18 protein-coding genes are annotated in these 17,711 nt (G+C 65.1%); 3 read left to right on the top strand and 15 right to left on the bottom strand.

Annotated features, from left to right (window positions below; genetic code table 11):
• Nucleotides 1–88: 88 nt before the first annotated feature.
• From FJ988_RS13180 to rplS, 8 genes are all read right to left on the bottom strand, one after another.
• A complete protein-coding gene (locus FJ988_RS13180) occupies nucleotides 89–1,282 on the bottom strand; it encodes a diguanylate cyclase (protein WP_140818248.1) in 1,194 nt (397 codons plus the stop codon).
• A gap of 166 nt (nucleotides 1,283–1,448) precedes the next feature.
• Nucleotides 1,449–2,858 (bottom strand): 3-isopropylmalate dehydratase large subunit, encoded by a 1,410-nt coding sequence (leuC, locus tag FJ988_RS13175; protein ID WP_140818246.1) that lies wholly within the window; start codon nucleotides 2,856–2,858, stop codon nucleotides 1,449–1,451.
• Between the two features lie 396 nt (nucleotides 2,859–3,254).
• Entirely contained in the window at nucleotides 3,255–3,905 is a 651-nt protein-coding gene (locus FJ988_RS13165) for a class I SAM-dependent methyltransferase (RefSeq protein ID WP_140818242.1), read from the bottom strand.
• A 57-nt stretch (nucleotides 3,906–3,962) separates the two neighbouring features.
• Complete coding sequence (locus tag FJ988_RS13160; RefSeq protein ID WP_140818240.1) at nucleotides 3,963–4,775, bottom strand: amino acid ABC transporter permease; 813 nt, start codon at nucleotides 4,773–4,775, stop codon at nucleotides 3,963–3,965.
• 105 nt (nucleotides 4,776–4,880) lie between these two features.
• A complete protein-coding gene (locus FJ988_RS13155; RefSeq protein ID WP_140818238.1) occupies nucleotides 4,881–5,678 on the bottom strand; it encodes a transporter substrate-binding domain-containing protein in 798 nt (265 codons plus the stop codon).
• A 172-nt stretch (nucleotides 5,679–5,850) separates the two neighbouring features.
• Entirely contained in the window at nucleotides 5,851–6,354 is a 504-nt protein-coding gene (locus FJ988_RS13150) for a MarR family winged helix-turn-helix transcriptional regulator (protein WP_140818236.1), read from the bottom strand.
• On the bottom strand, nucleotides 6,351–6,782 hold the full coding sequence (locus FJ988_RS13145) for an organic hydroperoxide resistance protein (protein ID WP_140818234.1): 432 nt from the start codon (nucleotides 6,780–6,782) through the stop codon (nucleotides 6,351–6,353). The genes FJ988_RS13150 and FJ988_RS13145 overlap by 4 nt, the downstream gene beginning before the upstream one ends.
• 377 nt (nucleotides 6,783–7,159) lie before the next feature.
• The gene (gene rplS, locus FJ988_RS13140; RefSeq protein ID WP_140818232.1) at nucleotides 7,160–7,681 is read right to left on the bottom strand and encodes a 50S ribosomal protein L19; all 522 of its coding nucleotides are present in this window, start codon (nucleotides 7,679–7,681) and stop codon (nucleotides 7,160–7,162) included.
• A gap of 322 nt (nucleotides 7,682–8,003) precedes the next feature.
• On the opposite strand from rplS, the gene FJ988_RS13135 reads away from it, so the two are divergent.
• Nucleotides 8,004–8,762: a sulfite exporter TauE/SafE family protein gene (locus FJ988_RS13135; RefSeq protein WP_140818230.1), complete on the top strand. Its 759-nt coding sequence runs from the start codon at nucleotides 8,004–8,006 to the stop codon at nucleotides 8,760–8,762.
• Here FJ988_RS13135 and trmD read toward each other — a convergent pair.
• Nucleotides 8,744–9,445, bottom strand: a complete 702-nt coding sequence (gene trmD / locus FJ988_RS13130; protein WP_140818228.1) for a tRNA (guanosine(37)-N1)-methyltransferase TrmD — start codon at nucleotides 9,443–9,445, stop codon at nucleotides 8,744–8,746. The two genes, FJ988_RS13135 and trmD, sit on opposite strands and share 19 nt — an antisense overlap.
• Entirely contained in the window at nucleotides 9,442–10,038 is a 597-nt protein-coding gene (gene rimM / locus FJ988_RS13125) for a ribosome maturation factor RimM (protein ID WP_140818226.1), read from the bottom strand. The genes trmD and rimM overlap by 4 nt, the downstream gene beginning before the upstream one ends.
• A gap of 96 nt (nucleotides 10,039–10,134) precedes the next feature.
• Between rimM and FJ988_RS13120 the strand changes: the two genes are divergently transcribed.
• Together FJ988_RS13120 and FJ988_RS13115 are read left to right on the top strand one after the other, a co-directional pair.
• On the top strand, nucleotides 10,135–11,073 hold the full coding sequence (locus FJ988_RS13120; protein WP_140818224.1) for a tyrosine recombinase XerC: 939 nt from the start codon (nucleotides 10,135–10,137) through the stop codon (nucleotides 11,071–11,073).
• A gap of 349 nt (nucleotides 11,074–11,422) precedes the next feature.
• Nucleotides 11,423–12,487, top strand: coding sequence for a TraB/GumN family protein (locus FJ988_RS13115; protein WP_140818222.1), 1,065 nt, complete (start codon nucleotides 11,423–11,425; stop codon nucleotides 12,485–12,487).
• A gap of 537 nt (nucleotides 12,488–13,024) precedes the next feature.
• Here FJ988_RS13115 and lpdA read toward each other — a convergent pair.
• The 5 genes from lpdA to odhB all read right to left on the bottom strand — a co-directional run bounded on the left by lpdA (nucleotide 13,025) and on the right by odhB (nucleotide 17,710).
• The gene (gene lpdA, locus FJ988_RS13105) at nucleotides 13,025–14,431 is read right to left on the bottom strand and encodes a dihydrolipoyl dehydrogenase (RefSeq protein WP_140818220.1); all 1,407 of its coding nucleotides are present in this window, start codon (nucleotides 14,429–14,431) and stop codon (nucleotides 13,025–13,027) included.
• 25 nt (nucleotides 14,432–14,456) lie between these two features.
• A complete protein-coding gene (locus FJ988_RS13100) occupies nucleotides 14,457–15,212 on the bottom strand; it encodes an SDR family oxidoreductase (RefSeq protein WP_140818218.1) in 756 nt (251 codons plus the stop codon).
• Nucleotides 15,209–15,718, bottom strand: coding sequence for a hypothetical protein (locus tag FJ988_RS13095; protein ID WP_140818217.1), 510 nt, complete (start codon nucleotides 15,716–15,718; stop codon nucleotides 15,209–15,211). Before FJ988_RS13095 ends, FJ988_RS13100 begins: the two co-directional genes overlap by 4 nt.
• Complete coding sequence (locus FJ988_RS13090) at nucleotides 15,715–16,347, bottom strand: DUF4241 domain-containing protein (protein WP_246688526.1); 633 nt, start codon at nucleotides 16,345–16,347, stop codon at nucleotides 15,715–15,717. Before FJ988_RS13090 ends, FJ988_RS13095 begins: the two co-directional genes overlap by 4 nt.
• Nucleotides 16,348–16,435: 88 nt before the next feature.
• Complete coding sequence (odhB, locus tag FJ988_RS13085) at nucleotides 16,436–17,710, bottom strand: 2-oxoglutarate dehydrogenase complex dihydrolipoyllysine-residue succinyltransferase (protein WP_140818213.1); 1,275 nt, start codon at nucleotides 17,708–17,710, stop codon at nucleotides 16,436–16,438.
• Between the last annotated feature and the right edge of the window lies 1 nt (nucleotide 17,711).

Below are 17,711 nucleotides of genomic sequence, written 5' to 3'. Positions count from 1 at the left end.
TAAAGGTCACGGAATGGATCCTCGGGTCTGCGCTCCGCTTCGCGTCGCTCCGCCCGTGGATGACGAAGTCGCGGGGGATCCGCCAGCCTCACCCGGCTGCGAGCGGCTCGGCGACGAAAGTGGTTTCGGGCCGCTCGTAGGATAGGCGCACGCTGTCGCGGCCGTTCTTCTTGGCCTTGTAGAGCGCTTCGTCGGCGCGCCGCATCAGCGGCATCAGCCCTTCCTTGCCGGTGCGGGCGGCGACGCCGAAACTGGCGGTCACCTTTATGCCGGGCAGGCCGGCGATGGTGCCGGCCGAATAGAAGGTGCGGATCGCTTCGGCAAAAAGCCTTGCGGAGCCGAGATCGCTGAGCGGCAGAAGCACGGCGAACTCTTCGCCGCCGATGCGCCCGGCCGCCCCGCGCGCGCCGGTGGCGGCGCGCAGCTTGGCGGCGAAATCGGCGATGACGCGGTCGCCGGCTTCATGACCGTGCTGGTCGTTCAGCGCCTTGAAGTGATCGAGGTCGGCAAGCACCAGCGCGACCGGAAATCCGGCCTTGTCGCATTGCTCGAGCAGGCGCGCCGCCCGCTCCTCGAAGCCGCGCCGATTGAGGATGCCCGACAGCGGATCGGTGTAGGTTTCGGTCCTGAGCGCCCGCAATATATCGAGCGCCGCGGCCGTGAACAGGCTGAGCGCGATCAACAGCGACAGGAGCGCGTGCGAAAACACCGCTGTCGTCCAGTAGGACGAGCCGTAGAAGCCGTCATAGTTCGGGAACGGCCCGTGCGCGATGACCACGATCAGCGTGCGGGCGATGAAGTTCAGCCCGGAAAGCAGCGAAAGCACGAACAGGATCTTTTCGGTCGGACCGTTGTTGCGCACGGGCCTGAGCTCGGCGGCGACCAGCAGGCTGAGGCCGCCAAAGCCGAAATTGACGCCCAGCACCCGCCAGGTGAGGTCCGGCTGGACGAACATGAACCACAGGAAGGCGGCGAACCCGCCACCGGCCATGATGGCGATGCCGACATAGGGCACGCGGCGTCCGTAGCGCGCGACGATCGCGCCGGACAGGCAGCAGGCGGCAGTGGTGTAGCAGATGTTGGAGACGAGCTTCGTCATCGCGAAGCCGATGGGGAGCGTGAAATACTGGAACAGGAAACCCGGCGCCGACAGGCAGTAGCTCGCCGCCAGCACCGCCAGATAGGGGCGATGGCGCTGGTGGTACCACAGCACGGCGAACGCAGCGCCAAGCGCAAGCGCTATCGTCGGATTGAGCAGCGCTATGAGCAGACCGGTGTCCAAGGGACTGCGACTTTCCCCAACTTACCCAAGGGGAGACAGTAATGTGGAAGCCCAAACAAGCAGTTAAGCGCGAGCGTATAAAGCGAGACATCGCGGGCAAAAAAGAAACCCCGGATCGTGCGAGGTCCGGGGTTTCGGAGAATCAGGTTCTGTAGTGCGACCCGGACTATTTCCAGTCGCGGATGTCGACGAAATGGCCGGCGATCGCCGCCGCCGCCGCCATCGCCGGCGACACCAGATGGGTGCGGCCCTTGAAGCCCTGCCGGCCCTCGAAATTGCGGTTCGAGGTCGAGGCGCAGCGCTCATGCGGCTTCAGCCGGTCGTCGTTCATGGCAAGGCACATCGAGCAGCCCGGCTCGCGCCAGTCGAAGCCGGCGGCAAGGAAGATCTTGTCGAGACCCTCGGCCTCCGCCTGCTCCTTCACCAGGCCGGAGCCCGGCACGATCATGGCGTTGACGCGCGGATTGACGGTTTTGCCCTCGACCACCTTGGCGGCGGCGCGCAGATCCTCGATGCGGCCATTGGTGCAGGAGCCGATGAAGACGCGGTCGAGCGCGATGTCGGTGATCTTGGTTCCCGGCGTCAGCCCCATATAGTCGAGCGCGCGGATTTTCGACGTCCGCTTGTTCTCGTCCGTGATCTCCTGCGGATTGGGCACCACGCCCTGCACCGAAACGACGTCCTCGGGCGAGGAGCCCCAAGAGACGATCGGCGGCAGTTTTTGCGCGTCGAGCACCACCACCTTGTCGAAATGCGCGCCTTCGTCCGAATGCAGCGTCTTCCAATAGGCCATCGCTGCATCCCAGGCCGCGCCCTTCGGCGCGCGCGGCTTGTCCTTGACATAGGCGAAGGTGGTTTCGTCCGGCGCGATCAGGCCGGCGCGCGCGCCGCCTTCGATCGACATGTTGCAGATCGTCATGCGGCCTTCCATCGACAGCGAGCGGATCGCCTCGCCGGCATATTCGATGACGTAGCCGGTGCCGCCGGCGGTGCCGATCTCGCCGATGATGGCCAGGATGATGTCCTTGGCGGTGACGCCTTCCGGCAGCTTGCCGTCGACGCGCACCAGCATGTTTTTGGCCTTGCGCTGGATCAGCGTTTGCGTCGCCAGCACATGCTCGACTTCAGAGGTGCCGATGCCATGCGCCAGCGCGCCGAAAGCGCCGTGCGTCGAGGTGTGGCTGTCGCCGCAGACGATGGTCATGCCGGGCAGGGTGAAACCCTGCTCAGGTCCGATGATGTGGACGATGCCCTGGCGGATATCGTTCTCGGAATAATAGTCGATGCCGAAATCCTTGGCGTTCTTGGCCAGCGCCTCGACCTGGATGCGGCTTTCCTCGTTCTTGATGCCGAACTTGCGATCCGGCGAGGTCGAGACATTGTGATCGACCACGGCCAGCGTCTTTTCCGGATGCCGGACCTTGCGGTTCGACATGCGCAGGCCCTCGAAGGCCTGCGGGCTGGTCACCTCATGCACGAGGTGGCGGTCGATATAGAGCAGGCAGGTGCCGTCGTCCTGGCGGTCGACCGTGTGGTCGTCGAAGATCTTGTCGTAGAGGGTGCGCGGTGCGCTCATGTGCGTAAATCCGTCGATATGAGAATGGGAAAAGGACGCCGGCTATCCGGCGCGACGATCGCGATCGGTCGGTTCAGCGAAGTCGGCTGGTCGGCGCGCCGCAGACGCGCGCGGAGAACCGCGACGGCAGGCGCTTTCTGTCCTGCAGCACGAAACCCTTGTAGGCCGGATCGCTGAAAAGCTTTTCCATGCCGGGGTAAATAGCAATGTTTTGGCTTTTCGGCAATTAGCGGAGGCTTTCCCTTCTCCCCTTGTGGGAGAAGGTGTCGCCGAAGGCGACGGATGAGTGGTGCTCCAGGGAAAGCCGACGTCTCACTCCGCTGGAACACCCCTCATCCGTCTCGGCGCTGACGCGCCGATCCACCTTCTCCCACAAGGGGAGAAGGGAAGTCGCGCTCACATCACCTCGAACACGAACGTCTTCACCAGCGCTTCCGGGTCGCCGATGGCGTAGCAGCGGAACCACGGGCTCTGTTCGACCAGCCGCCATTTCCCCGCTTGCGTCAGTTCATCGAACACCGCCTGAAAACCGCCGCTCTCGAACACCTGGTCGCGCACGGTGAAGATGGCGTGGCCGCCGCTCCGGGTGATGCGCACCAGCTCATGCAGCCCCGATGCCGGCGCGTGGCCGATGGTGAAGACGCCGGTCGAGAAGAAGGCGCGGAAATGCCGGTCCGGCCAGGGCAGCGGCCCGCCGAGCATCGCTTTCTTCAGCTCGCCATAGGCCGGTTCACCATTGGCTTGGCGGCTGCCGGCAAGCTTCAGCATGTCGTCGGAAAGGTCGAGCCCGGCGATGTCGCCATAGCCCAGCGCCTTGAGCGACGGTCCCGACAGTCCCGTGCCGCAGCCGGCGTCGAGCAGCGGGCCTTCGCCGGCCGGCACGTGGCGCGCCACCCAAGCGGTGATGAGGAACGGCAGCAGGTAGCCGAGCGAGGCGGTCTCGCTGTCATAGGTCGCCGCCCATTCGGCATAGGCCTTGGCGAGCCCTTCCGGCGTATCGGCCGAATAGACGGAATCCAGCGCCGCATTGGCCTTGTCGAAATTCATGGGCGCCTCCTCCGCGATGTTCATCGCAAGGATCGTAGCGCGCTCTGAGACGGCCGGCTATTCCTGATGCTGGCGGCGCAGTCGCTGCTCCAGCGCGCGCAGCGCCAGCGACAGGCCGACCGTCAGGATGAGATAGATATAAGCGACGATCGAATAGGTCTCGAAGAAGCGGAACGAGCCCGCCGCATAGACCTTGCCGATCTGGGTGATGTCGGCGACGCCGAGCACCGAGACCAAGGAGGAATCCTTGACCATGGCGACGAAATCATTGCCGAGCGGCGGCAGGATGGTGCGGATCGCCTGCGGGAACACGATCAGCCGGAAGCGCTGCGCGCGGCTGAGCCCGAGCGCCTTGGCGGCTTCGATCTGGCCCCTCTCGACCGACTGGATGCCGGCGCGGAACACTTCCGAGATGAAGGCCGAATAGCCGATGGTCAGCGCCATGATGGCGCGCCACAGAAGCGACACGTCGCGCACCAGCAATTCGCCGATCAGGCCGGCGCTCTGCAGCGGCGCGGTCAACGCGTTCCAGGCCGCCACGAAGGCCGGCGCGCCAGCAAAGGCGATCCAGAACAACAGCACCAGGATCGGCACACCGCGGACGATCTCGACATAGAAGCGCGCGATCTGGCGCAGCCATTGCGAGCGCGACAGCGCCATCAGCGCGATGCCGAGCCCAAGCGCCGAGGCAAGCGCAAAAGCGACCGCGGTGACAAAGACGGTGATGCCGATGCCTTTGGCCACGGTGGCGAAGACCTGCGCGTAGAGATCGCTGGAGGCGATGAACAGCGCGGCGGCAAGCGCCAGGACGAGCGCGGCGGCAAGCCACCACGGGAATTCGGGTTTGGCGGTGGAGGTGGGTGCTGCCATCAGGCGATGCCGGTGGAGCGGATGTCCCGAGAGGATAGCGCCCAGGCCCCTGGGCGCAATGTCAGCGCAATTTCCTGCAAACTCACCGCGCGCAACAAGATGAGGTCACTGCCCCATCTTGTAGTCAAGGAACCACTTCTTGTTCAGCTTGTCCAACGTCCCATCCGCCTTCAGCGAAGCGATGGCCGCGTTGACCGGCTTCACCAGGTCCGAGCCCTTCGGGAAGATGAAGCCGAAATCTTCGGTGCCGAGCGGGCCGCCGATCAGCTTCAGCTTGCCCTCGGAGGCGTCGACATAGCCCTTGCCGGCTGTGCCGTCGGTGAGCACAACGTCGACATCACCGGTCTTCAGCGCCTGCACGGTCGCGCCAAACGTTTCGAACAGCTTGATGCGCGGGTTCTGCTCATTGCCGTCGAGCACGCTGTAGACGGCGGTGTAGAAAGGTGTGGTGCCGGGCTGGGCGCCGATCAGCCCGTCCTTGAAGGCGCCAAAGCTCTTGGCGTCGGTGAAGCGGCTTTCGTCGCCGCGCACCAGCATGAACTGTTCCGAGCGCATATAGGGGTCGGAGAAGTCGACCTTCTCCTTGCGGTCTTCCTTGATGGTGATGCCGGTCATGCCGATGTTGTACTGGTTGTCGGAAACCGCCTGGATCATCGCGTCCCAGGAGGTGTTCTGGTACTCGACCTTGAAGTTCAGCCGCTTGGCGATCTCGTCCATCGCGTCATATTCCCAGCCGATCTGCTTGCCGGTCTTCTTGTCGATGAACTGCAGCGGCGGGTACGCGTTCTCCGTCACCACCACGACCTTCTTGCCACCGAGATCGGGCAGCGAGTCCGCCCATGCGGCGACGGGCGCGAGAACAATGGCCAGCAGGCCGGCCAGCAGCAGTTTCGACTTGGTCATGACACACTCCCCGGAGGTAACCGGCCGCGCCACAACCGCGCGACCTCGGAAAATCCGGCGCCGACTTTAGCTTTCCGCAAGCGCCTTGCAAGCCGATCCGCTGCGCAAACGAGCGCCGAAGCGGAATCCAATGCTCGCATCGACGCGGTTGGGAGTGGATCCGGCCAGGCGATCAGTCCGCCTCGGGGACGCCTGCCTCGCGAAGCCCCGCGACCAGCCGCGTCAGCGTGCCATGCAGGGCTTCGAGTTCGGACCTCTCCAGCGGCATGCCGCAGCTCAGCCCATCCTGCACATCCTTCATCTTCGCCCGTAGCGCCTCACCCTTGGCGGTCGGCTCGACCAGCACGCGGCGCTCGTCGGCGCTATCGCGCCGGCGCGTCACCAGGCCGCCGGCTTCCATGCGCTTGATCAGCGGCGTCAGCGTCGCCGAATCGAGGCCGAGCGCCGCGCCGAGCTCGCCAACCGTGCTCGGCGAATGCTGCCACAGCGCCAGCATCGCCAGATACTGCGGATAGGTGAGGCCGAGCGGCTCGAGCAGCGGCCGGTAAAGCTTGGTCATCAGCCCGCTTGCCGAATAGAGCGCGAAGCAAAGCTGCTGGTCGAGCCGCGGAACGGCGACCGCCCCGGCGGTATCCGCCGGGACGTCCATGGCTCGAATTTCGGTTTCAGTCGTCATGCTGCCTTTGCCGGAAGCGCCACCGTCGAAAGCGCCACCTCGACATTGCCGCGAATGGCGTTCGAATAGGGGCAGATCTTGTGCGCTTCCGATACAAGCGCTTCCGCGCCCGTCTGATCAAGCCCTTTGATCTCCGCCGCTAGCGCGACACCGAGCTTGAAGCCCTCGCCATTGGGAAGAAGGCTGACGGTAGCGGTAATCGCGGCGTCCTCGAGCGGCAGCTTCTGCTTGCGCGCGATAAACCGGATGGCGCTCTCGAAGCAGGCCGCGTAACCGACGGCGAAGAGCTGTTCGGGATTGGTGGCGCCGCCCTTGCCGCCGAGTTCCTTTGGCATGGCCAGATCGACCTTGAGCAGGCCGTCGCTGGTTTCGCCGTGGCCATTGCGGCCGCCGGTGACATGGGCTTGCGCGGTGTAAAGTGCCGACATTTTTGGTCTCCAATCGATTTGCACACGATTACTTAGTGTACAAGATAATTAGGTGTCAACCCCATATGTCGTCATCCACGGGCGGAGCGACGCGAAGCGGAGCGTAGACCCGAGGATCCATTCCGTTACATTGGCCGAAGGGCACGGCAGCGCAGAATTCTGCACCGTTGCGGCGCGTCGACGTCACGGATCCTCGGGTCTGCGCTGCGTCGCTACGCTCCTTGCTCCGCCCGTGGATGACGAAGCTCGGCCGTTTGGGCCAATCGCCACGGCATGCGGGTGCGCGAAGGCAGGGGATAGGAATTGAGCCCTTGCGTTCCGCCAAAACGAAAAAGGCGGCCGAAGCCGCCTTTCCAAAACAATGCTGGCGAAGCGCCTTATTCGGCGGCAGCGGCCTCGGCGGCGGCCTTCTTCTCGGCGGCGTCCTGCGCGGCCTTCTCGACGGCCAGCGCTTCCGCGGCAGCGACCTTCTCGGCCTCGATGCGGGCGCGCTCGGCGGCCAAGGCATCACGCTCTTCGTCGTTCAGCTTGCGCGCGCGCACGCCGGTGTTTTCCGAAATGCGGGCCGACTTGCCGCGACGGTCGCGCAGGTAATAGAGCTTGGCGCGGCGCACCTTGCCGCGGCGCACGATCTCGACGCCCTCGACCAGCGGCGAGTAGACCGGGAACACGCGCTCCACGCCTTCGCCGTAGGAAATCTTGCGGACGGTGAAATTCTCCTGAAAGCCGGAGCCGGAGCGGGCGATGACGACGCCCTCATAGGCCTGCACGCGGGTGCGGGTGCCTTCGGTGACGCGCACCTGGACACGCACGGTGTCGCCGGGCTGGAATTCGGGCAGCTTGCGCTTGGCTTCGATCTTGGCGGCCTGTTCGGCCTCGAGCTGACGGATGAGATCCATCTCAAAAATCCACTTCTTGTTCTTCCGACAGTCAGAGCGTCCTATCGCTCGCCTTGCAGTTCCTATGACCGCTCGGCTATGCCCTTTGCCCAGAGACTATCTAGGGCATCAGGCAGGGACGGCTACACCGCACTTGTTGACGGGTCCAGAAGATCGTTCTTCCGGTTCGGGCGGGCACATACAGCCATTTTGCCGCTTTGTCACGCCTTTGCAGCATTTTTTTACGCGGCCATGGCCCCACATTTGCTGCCGTCGTGCCGGGTTGCGCGGAGCCTTTACGCTCCCTAAGCCGGAAAATGTAAAATTTTCTCGGCGCAGCACTATGACACTTTTCGATGCCGCCTTGCTGTTTCTCGCTGGATTCGTCTCCGGCGCGGTCAATGCCGTCGCCGGTGGCGGCACCTTCGTCACCTTCGGCGCCATGACGCTGGTCGGCGTGCCGCCGATCGTCGCCAACGCCACCTCCTCGGTGACGCAGTTTCCGGGCTACGTCACCTCGACGCTCGCCTATCTCGACGACATAAAGCATTTCTGGCGCCAGGCGCTGCTGCTCTGTGTGGTCTCGGCCATCGGCGCGCTGGCCGGCTCGCTGATCCTGCTTGCGCTCTCCAATCCATCCTTCCGCGCGCTGGTGCCATGGCTGCTGATCGCCGCGACCGCGCTGTTCTCCGCCGGCCCGTGGCTGAAGCCGGCGCCAAAACCCGATGCCGATACCGAGGACCGGGTCGGCAGCATTGCCGGATCGCTGGCGCAGTTCGTCACCTCCATCTATGGCGGCTTCTTCGGCGCCGGCATGGGCGTGATGATGCTGGCCACGCTCGGCCTGACGCAAGCAGGCGACTACCACCGGCTGAACGCGCTGAAGAACATGCTGGCCGTCGTCATCGCGGCGATCGCCATCCTGGTCTTCGTCACCGGCGGCGTCGTCGCCTGGCCGCAGGCGATCGTCATGATCCCGGGCGGCGCTCTGGGCGGCTATGCCGGAGTCTGGATCGCCAAGCGCGTGCCGCAAGGCGTGGTCCGCGGCTTCGTCGTGGCCGTCGGCCTGTTTCTGGCGTTCTATTATTTCACCAAGGGCTGAGCGGCTGCCGATAAATCAGGCCGCCGTTCCTTCGTCAGCTTCTCCGCCTCGGCGCGGCGCCAGACGGCGATCTTCTTGTGGTTGCCGGAGATCAACACGTCCGGGATAGGCCTGCCTTCGAACTCCTGCGGTCGCGTGTAGTGCGGATGCTCGAGCAGGCCGTTCTCGAAACTTTCCTCCTCGCCCGACACGGCATTGCCCATGACGCCGGGCAACAGCCGCACTACAGCGTCGAGCAACACCAACGCCGCCGGTTCGCCGCCCGACAGGATGAAATCGCCGACGGAAACTTCCTCTAGTCCCCGCGCGTCGATCACCCGCTGGTCGATGCCTTCGAAGCGGCCGCACAGGATCACCGCGCCCGGCCCGGCGGCCAACTCGCGCACGCGCGCCTGCGTCAGCGGTTTGCCGCGCGGACTCATCAACAGGCGCGGTCGCGGATCGCCCGGCGGCGAGGCGTGGTCGATGGCCCTGGACAGCACATCGGCGCGCATCACCATGCCGGCGCCGCCGCCGGCCGGCGTGTCGTCGACGGTGCGATGTCTGTCGGTGGCGAAATCGCGGATCTGGATGGCTTCCAGCGACCAGGTGCCGGCCTCCAGCGCCCGCCCGGCTAGCGACAGCCCGAGCGCGCCCGGAAACATCTCCGGATAGAGCGTCAGCACCGAGGCGGCAAAGCTCACCGGTTGCCCCCGGCATCCTTCGGTCCGCGCGGCCGTCCCTTCGGGTCGAAGCCGTCATGGTCCGGCGCTTCGCCGTCTTCATCCTCGACCAGACCCGCCGCCAGCGGATCGATCCGGACAAAGCCCTCGGCGATAGAGACTTCCGGCACCGCGGCCTGTGTGAACGGGATCAGCACGCCCTTGCGGCCGGCAAGCGTGACGTCGAGGATGTCGCCGCCGCCGAAATTATGCACGGCGACGATCCTGCCGACGGCGCCGGTCTCATCGCGCACTTCGAGGCCGATCAGGTCGGCATGATAGAACTCGTCCTCCTCGCCGTCGTCGGGCAGCACCGACCGGTCGACGAACAATTCGGTGCCCGCCAGCGCCTCGGCGGCGTTGCGGTCGCTCACGCCCTTGAAGCGCACCACCACCACAGTTCCCGCCGGCCTGATATCGTTGATCTGGAAGGCGCGGCCGTCCTTGGCGTAAAGCGGCCCGTAATCGGCCAGCGCCAGCGGATCGCCTGTGAAGGTTTTCACCCGCAATTCGCCCTTGATGCCGTGCGCGGCGCCGATCACGGCCATCTGTACGGGATTTTCGAGCTTCGACATCGGCGGCTTCCTTTGCCTTGCTCTAACTCTCCCGGGTCGCCATTTCAATCACGGCCTCTTCACCGCTTCCTAACCCGCCGGCCCGACAATGGCCTCATGCAGGAATTCCTCATCCCGGCCAAACCCGACCTTCAGGCTGCGCGCGAGAACTGGCTTAAGATGCTGGCGCGCGAGCGCCGGCTGTCGCCGGAAACGGTCGAAGCCTATGAGCGCGACACCCGCCAGTTCCTGCATTTCCTGACCTCGCATTGCGGCGGCGCTCCGGGCATCTCCGACATTGCCGAGTTGCGCCCGGCTGATCTGCGCGGCTTCCTCGCCGCACGCCGAAACGGCGGCGCCGGCGCCCGCACGCTGGGGCGCGGCCTGGCCGGCATCCGCTCGCTGCTGCGCTTCCTCGAACGGCGCGGCCTAGCCAATGCCGCAGGTGCGGCAGCGCTTCGCGCCCCGCGCCAGCCGAAATCGCTGCCCAAGCCATTGACGGCGAGCGACGCCAAACAGGTCGTGGCGATGGAAGGGCAACTAGCCGAAGAGCCTTGGATCGCCGCCCGCAACGCCGCCGTGCTGACGCTGCTATACGGCTCCGGCCTGCGCATTTCCGAAGCGCTCGGACTCAGCGGCGCCGATCTCGCCACGGAAACCGACACGGTGCTGCGCGTCACCGGCAAGGGCGGCAAGACGCGGCTGGTGCCGGTGCTGCCGGTGGCGCAAAAGGCTGTCGCCGAGTACCGCAAGCTCTGCCCCTATCACATCGATCCGAAGGGCCTGTTGTTTCGCGGCGCGCGCGGCGGCCCGCTCAACCCGGCCATCGTCCAGCGCGAAATGGCGAGGCTGCGTTCGGCGCTCAACCTGCCGGACACCGCGACGCCGCACGCCTTGCGCCATTCCTTCGCCACGCATCTGCTCGGCCGCGGCGGCGACCTGCGCACCATCCAGGAACTGCTCGGCCACGCCAGCCTGTCGACCACCCAGATCTACACCGGCGTCGACACCACGCGCCTGCTCGACATCTACGAGAAGGCGCATCCAAGGGCGTGAAGTTTTTGGGGTCAACCGGAGCCCTCCGGACTTCGTCATTCTAGGGCGGAGCAAGGAGCGGAGCGACGCGCGTAGACCCTAGAATCCATGCCGTGACCTCAACGTTTCGCAGCGGAGCAGAATTCTGCACCGTCGCGACGCTTCGAAGTCACGGCATGGATCCTCGGGTCTGCGCGCGTCGCTTCGCTCCTTGCTCCGCCCGTGGATGACGACCCGATGGGCGTTTCCACTAATCGTCGAGGTATCCGATCCGACAACCCAAGCGAACGCCAAAGCCCACCCGAACCAAAAACAATTTCACCCTCCCGATTAACCGTTTTGCCGCTTTTACCCGCTAGAACGCCTTTCCATGAAACGCGTCATCGCCATCGCCGACCGCGCGGCCCTTGTCTCGTTGAAGCTGCTCGTCGCGCTCAACCTGCTGTTTTTCCTGTCGTTCCTCGTCGTGCTGCTGCTTGCCGGCCGGGCGCATGCGCAAGCGCCCAATTGCGCCGGCACGGACCTCTTGACCGCGCTGGAGAAGAGCGACCCGGCTGCGTTCAAGAAGGTCGAGACCGAGGCCGCCGCCGTGCCGAACGGCAAGGGCTTGCTGTGGAAGCTTGAAAAACCGGGCGAAAAGCCGTCCTACCTGTTCGGCACCATGCATATGACCGACATGCGCGTCACCACGCTGCCGCCGGCTGCCCAGAAAGCCTATGACGGCGCCGGCACCATCATCATCGAAACCACCGATGCGATGGACAAGGCCAAGATGATGGCCGCGATGGCGAGCGAACCCGGCCTGATGATGTTCACCGACAACACCACGCTGTCGTCGCTTTTGTCGCCGCAGGACGCGGCCATCCTCGACAAGGGGCTCGACGCGCGCGGCATCCCCCCGGCGACGGTCGCCAAGATGAAGCCTTGGATCCTGTCGGCGATGCTGGCGCTGCCCGCCTGCGAGGTAGCGCGCCAGGCAGCGGGCGCGCCGGTGCTCGACGTCAAGCTTGCGACGGAAGCCAAGGCCTCGGGCAAGGATGTCGAGGGCCTGGAAACCGCTGTCGACCAGCTGCGCGCCATGGCCTCCCTGCCGCTCGAGATGCACATGAAGAGCCTGGTCGAGACGATGAAGCTCGGCGACAAGGTCAACGACGTCAACGAGACGATGATCGTGCTCTACCAGCATGGCGAGACGGGCATGTTCTGGCCGCTGCTTCGCGCGGTGATGCCCGGCGCCGCCGACGACCCCGCCAGCGAAGCCGCTTTCGAGCAGACCATGATCACCAGCCGCAACAAGGTGATGGCCGCGCACGCGGCGCCGATTCTGGCCAAGGGCAACGTCTTCATGGCCGTCGGCGCCATGCATCTGCCCGGCGCGGAAGGCCTTGTCGAAGATTTTCGCAAGGCGGGGTATATTGTTACCGCTGTCAACTGAGTCGCCTGGCGGCTGACGGGCCGGAAAACGTCGGTTTTTCAGTGTTTTCCGCCCGCCCGCGTGAAACCGATTGCGGGATCCGCGCGTTGATGGCTGTTATTTGATGCTTTTCATCCAAGGAGGACACGTTTCATGGCGAACCCGAACGACCCCTTCAACACCCCGAGCGCACCTCCGCCATCCGGCGGCGGCGGCAGCGGATGGCTGATCGCCCTAGTTGTCATTATCCTGGCCATTGTTGCGTATTATGTCTTTGGCAGAAGCGGCGGCGAACATGCGCCCGCCCCGGCCGAGCCGCCGGCCGCCAGCACGCCGGCGCCCGCGCCTGCTCCGGCTGAGCCGGCTCCGGCCCCTGCGCCAGCCCCGGCACCCGCGCCTGCGCCAGCACCGGCTCCTGCACCCGCGCCAGCTCCGGCGCCCGCACCTGCTCCGGCTCCTGCGCCGGCCCAGTAATCGGACGGCATCGAACGACAAACGGCCCGCCAAAAGGCGGGCCGTTTTGTTTGGGGCGATGGGCGCCTGGCGCGTTGCGAGCGCCTAAATATGAATAGGCTTGAAGAAAGTCGCCAGGGCCGCTTCCTTCACCGCTTCCGACATGGTCGGATGCGCATGGCAGGTGCGGGCTAGGTCTTCGGACGAGCCGCCGAACTCCATCAGCACCGCCGCCTCGTGGATCATCTCGCCGGCGCCGAAGCCGACGATATGGACGCCGAGCACGCGGTCGCTTTGCTTGTCGGCCAGGATCTTCACGAAACCGTCGGTGTGCAGCATGGCGCGCGCCCGGCCATTGGCGGTGAACGGGAATTTGCCGACCTTGTAGTCGATGCCGGCCTTCTTCAATTCCTCCTCGGTCTTGCCGACCGAGGCGATCTCCGGGCTGGTGTAGACGACGCTCGGGATGACGTCGTAATTTACATGGCCGGCCTGCCCGGCGATGGTCTCGGCGACCGCGACGCCCTCGTCCTCGGCCTTGTGCGCCAGCATCGGCCCGGCAATCACGTCGCCGATGGCGTAGATGCCAGGCACGTTGGTCCTGAGATGCCCATCGGTCTTAACCCGGCCGCGTTCGTCGACCTCGACACCGGCTTCCTTCAGCCCGAGGCTGTCGGCATAGGCGCGGCGTCCCGTGGCGACCAGCACCACATCGGCCTCGATGGTTTCGGCAGCTCCCCCTTTGACCGGTTCGAAGGTGACGGTGGCGCCCTTCTTGGCCTTGGCGACGCCGGTGACCTTGGCGCCGAGCTTGAACTCGAAGCCCTGCTTGGCAAGCAGCCGCTGGAATTGCTTTGACACCTCACCATCCATGCCGCCAAGGATGGTATCGAGATACTCGACGACCGTGACCTTGGCGCCGAGCCTCGCCCAGACCGAGCCGAGCTCCAGCCCGATGACGCCGCCGCCGACGACCACGAGGCTGGCCGGCACCTTGGCCAGCGACAGCGCGCCGGTCGAGGACACGATCACCTTCTCGTCGAAATCGACCTTCACGCCCGGAATGCCGGCGACGTCGGAGCCGGTGGCGATGACGATGTTCTTGGTCTCGATCTCCTTGACCTTGCCGTCCTCGCCGGTCACCGAAACCTTGCCTGCGCCGACCACCTTGCCGGTGCCGCGGAAAGAATCGATCTTGTTCTTCTTGAACAGGAAGGCGACGCCGTTGACGTTGGCCGCGACCGTCGCATCCTTATGCGCCAACATCTTCTTCAGATTGAGTTTCGGCGCCGGGATCTCGACGCCCAGCGTATCGAAGGCGTGGCCGGCCTCGGCGAACATCTCGGAGGCGTAGAGCAGCGCCTTGGACGGAATGCAGCCGATGTTGAGGCACGTGCCGCCGAAAGTGGCGTTCTTCTCGACCACCGCCGTCTTCAGCCCGAGTTGCGCCGCCTTGATGGCGCAGACATAGCCGCCCGGTCCCGATCCGATGATTACGACGTCATAAGCCATGATCTTTTTTCCTTATCCTGGCGCCTTAGCGGCCGCCGCTCACATTCAGGATCGCGCCCGTTATATAGGAGGCCGCGTCCGACAGAAGATAGAGAACCGCGCCGGCGACTTCGTCCGCCGTACCCGCGCGCTTCATCGGCAACATGTCGCGCATCCGCGCCACGCGGTCGGGCTGGCCGCCCGAGGCGTGGATTTCGGTGTCGGTGATGCCGGGGCTGACCGCATTGACGCGGACGCCTTCCAGCACCACTTCTCGCGCGAGCCCGATGGTCATGGTGTCGATCGCGCCCTTCGAGGCGGCGTAGTCGACATATTCGCCCGGCGAGCCGAGCCGGGCCGCCGCCGAGGAGATGTTGACCATAGCGCCGCCCTTGCCGCCGTGGCGCGTCGACATGCGCTTCACCGCCTCGCGAGCACACAGGAAGGAGCCGACGACATTGACGCGCATCATGCGCTCGAGCCGCACCGCGCTCATCTCGTCGACACGCGCCTTGGCGTCGACGATCCCGGCATTGTTGACGAAGGCATCGAGCCGGCCGAAGTTTTTGTCCACCGCTTCGAACATCGCCAGGACGTCGGCCTCGCTGCCGACGTCGCCCTTGACCGCGAAGGCCTCACCGCCGGCGGCTTTGAGCTCGGCGACCAGGGCCTCGGCGGCCGCCTGGTTCGAGACATAGTTGACCGCCACGCTGTAGCCGACCCGGCCCGCCTGCCGGCAGATGGCCGCGCCGATGCCGCGGCTGCCGCCGGTGACCAGCAGCGTCTTTTTCCGAGCACTCATTCCTGGCAGCCTTTCAGGGCAAAGACGTCCCACGGCACTTTCGAAAAGCCGGCGGGACCATAAGCGGCCGACATTTCGAGCGATGCGCCCAGATCGGGAAAGATCAGGCTTTTCGGCGCATCCGCGCCTTCGGCAGGCAACAGGCCGACGACACCCTTGTCATCGGCACTGTAGATGACGCCTTCCCAGACCGTGCAGGCGGCCAGCTCCTCGCCGGTGACGTCGCCGGTCGGGCATTTATACATCAGCGAACCATGCGGCCGGCCGGCGGAGCCTTCGGTCCACATGGCGATGCCGTCGAGCACGACATTGTTGTCGAGGATCATGCGGAAGGCGTTGGTGACCGTGGCCGAGCTGCCGGCGGGCGTGAAGTCGATCTCGGCGCCGCTTTTCGCCTCGCCATAGACGGCAAGCTGAATCGGGCAGGCGGCGTGGGCGGCGGGAGCCTGCAACAAAACCACCGACCCAGCGATCAATCGGATTATGTGCGAGGCAACGATACTCATCGATCGGCCTCGTCACGGCCATCGGCGTTCTCAAGCACTTCGAAGTCGGTCATCAGGAGCAGTGGTTCGCCGGCCGCGTCCAATCCCCAGAAAGATCGATACGCGCCGTCACCATAGCCAGTGTCGAACATGGCGACATTGAGAGGATTCCCATCGAACGGACTATCCAGGCCAAACCTGTCGAGAGAACACGCAACATCAGCCAAATAGTCGTCAAGTTCCTCTTGGTCAGACATTATCTTCAGGAACGACTTGTCCATAAACGACGCAACTGCGTCGTCAACGATAAATTCAAACTCATAGCCCGATGGGCGGTCTCGAGCAAAGGTGGCCAATTCCCAACGCACCGGCAGGCCCGAGCCGAAACGCAATGCCGCCACGGCAACCTTCGCCCCCACCTGAAGCAATATGACCGGGTAGCGCCCCGGCTTTACCTTGCGGCTAAACGGCGGTCGTCCCAAACCGGTGATCAGCGGATCACAGGCGACGATTTCGCCGGTGGGCAATTCAAGCTCACCGATCTTGATGGCGGTGATTTTCCGTGCTGCCATCTCGGCAGAGCTGAGAGCGAAGACGCCGAGGTTGCTGTTGATCTCAGAGGCGTCCCAATCGTCGGGCGAAGCGACCACGGGCAAATCGGAAAAGAGCCAGACGCGTCCACGCCGAAGGAATCGGCGTAAGGCATCTGACCAACCGCCCATTGCGGATCCGCTCCGATCAGAGATCAAGCACCAGCCGCTCGGGATCCTCCAGGCTTTCCTTGACCCGCACCAGGAAGGTCACCGCTTCCTTGCCGTCGACGATGCGGTGGTCGTAGCTGAGCGCCAGATACATCATCGGCCGGATCACGATCTGGCCGCCGACCACCACCGGCCGATCCTGGATCTTGTGCATGCCGAGGATGCCGGACTGGGGCGCATTGAGGATCGGCGTCGACATCAGCGAGCCATAGACGCCGCCGTTGGAAATCGTGAACGTGCCGCCCTGCATATCGGCGACCGACAGCTTGCCGTCGCGCGCGGCGAGGCCGAGGCGGCCGATCTCCTTCTCGATCTCGGCGATGGACATCTGGTCGGCGTCGCGCACCACCGGCACCACCAGGCCCTTGTCGGTGCCGACGGCGACGCCGACATGGGCGAAGTTCTTGTAGATGATGTCGGTGCCGTCGATCTCGGCATTGACCGCCGGGATCTCCTTCAGCGCATGGGTGACGGCCTTGGTGAAGAAGCCCATGAAGCCGAGCTTCACGCCGTGCTTCTTCTCGAAGACGTCCTTGTATTTCGACCGCAATGCCATCACCGCGCTCATATCCACCTCGTTGAAGGTGGTGAGCATGGCGGCGGTCGACTGCGCTTCCTTGAGGCGGCGCGCGATGGTCTGGCGCAGCTTGGTCATGCGCACGCGCTCTTCGCGCGGCGCGTCCTCCGCCGTCGACGGTGCGCGGGCAACGATCGGCGCCGGCGCGGCCTTCGGCGTCTCGGCCGGCTGCGAGGGCGCGCCCCTGGCGATGGCGTCGAGCACATCGCCCTTCAGCACCTGGCCGCGCTTGCCCGAACCCGACAGTTGGTCGACGGCAAGATTGTTTTCGGCGATCAGCTTGGCGGCGGCAGGCGCCGGCGGCATGGTGCGCGGCTCGATGGCGCCGCCGTCGCCGGCGACCTTGGCGGTCTCGGCCGCGGCCTGCTTGACCGTCGAGGCCGCATCCGGGCTCGAAGCCTGCGCCACCGCTTGCGGCTTGGTCGCGGGCGCAGCGCCGCCCACCGAAATCGAACCGAGCAGCGCGCCGACGGCGACCGTCTCACCTTCCTTGACCGCGATCTCGGAGAGCGTGCCTGCGCCGGCTGCCGGCACCTCCACCGTCACCTTGTCGGTTTCGAGCTCGACCAGCGGCTCGTCGGCGGCGATCGCGTCGCCGACCTTCTTGAACCACTTGCCGACGGTCGCCTCGGTGACGGATTCGCCCAGAGTGGGGACGCGGATTTCGGTAGCCATT

The sequence above is a fragment of the Mesorhizobium sp. CU3 genome, assembly GCF_006442965.1.
Classification (GTDB): Bacteria; Pseudomonadota; Alphaproteobacteria; order Rhizobiales; family Rhizobiaceae; genus Mesorhizobium.
This window is presented reverse-complemented; position numbering and strand designations above follow the sequence as displayed.

What these genes read in the sequence shown, in the direction of transcription:
- leuC (WP_140818246.1), bottom strand. Translation starts at nt 2,858, where the DNA reads ATGAGCGCACCGCGCACCCTCTACGACAAGATCTTCGACGACCACACG.
- FJ988_RS13165 (WP_140818242.1), bottom strand. Translation starts at nt 3,905, where the DNA reads ATGAATTTCGACAAGGCCAATGCGGCGCTGGATTCCGTCTATTCGGCC.
- FJ988_RS13160 (WP_140818240.1), bottom strand. Translation starts at nt 4,775, where the DNA reads ATGGCAGCACCCACCTCCACCGCCAAACCCGAATTCCCGTGGTGGCTT.
- FJ988_RS13155 (WP_140818238.1), bottom strand. Translation starts at nt 5,678, where the DNA reads ATGACCAAGTCGAAACTGCTGCTGGCCGGCCTGCTGGCCATTGTTCTC.
- FJ988_RS13150 (WP_140818236.1), bottom strand. Translation starts at nt 6,354, where the DNA reads ATGACGACTGAAACCGAAATTCGAGCCATGGACGTCCCGGCGGATACC.
- FJ988_RS13145 (WP_140818234.1), bottom strand. Translation starts at nt 6,782, where the DNA reads ATGTCGGCACTTTACACCGCGCAAGCCCATGTCACCGGCGGCCGCAAT.
- rplS (WP_140818232.1), bottom strand. Translation starts at nt 7,681, where the DNA reads ATGGATCTCATCCGTCAGCTCGAGGCCGAACAGGCCGCCAAGATCGAA.
- FJ988_RS13135 (WP_140818230.1), top strand. Translation starts at nt 8,004, where the DNA reads ATGACACTTTTCGATGCCGCCTTGCTGTTTCTCGCTGGATTCGTCTCC.
- rimM (WP_140818226.1), bottom strand. Translation starts at nt 10,038, where the DNA reads ATGTCGAAGCTCGAAAATCCCGTACAGATGGCCGTGATCGGCGCCGCG.
- FJ988_RS13120 (WP_140818224.1), top strand. Translation starts at nt 10,135, where the DNA reads ATGCAGGAATTCCTCATCCCGGCCAAACCCGACCTTCAGGCTGCGCGC.
- FJ988_RS13115 (WP_140818222.1), top strand. Translation starts at nt 11,423, where the DNA reads ATGAAACGCGTCATCGCCATCGCCGACCGCGCGGCCCTTGTCTCGTTG.
- lpdA (WP_140818220.1), bottom strand. Translation starts at nt 14,431, where the DNA reads ATGGCTTATGACGTCGTAATCATCGGATCGGGACCGGGCGGCTATGTC.
- FJ988_RS13100 (WP_140818218.1), bottom strand. Translation starts at nt 15,212, where the DNA reads ATGAGTGCTCGGAAAAAGACGCTGCTGGTCACCGGCGGCAGCCGCGGC.
- FJ988_RS13095 (WP_140818217.1), bottom strand. Translation starts at nt 15,718, where the DNA reads ATGAGTATCGTTGCCTCGCACATAATCCGATTGATCGCTGGGTCGGTG.
- odhB (WP_140818213.1), bottom strand. Translation starts at nt 17,710, where the DNA reads ATGGCTACCGAAATCCGCGTCCCCACTCTGGGCGAATCCGTCACCGAG.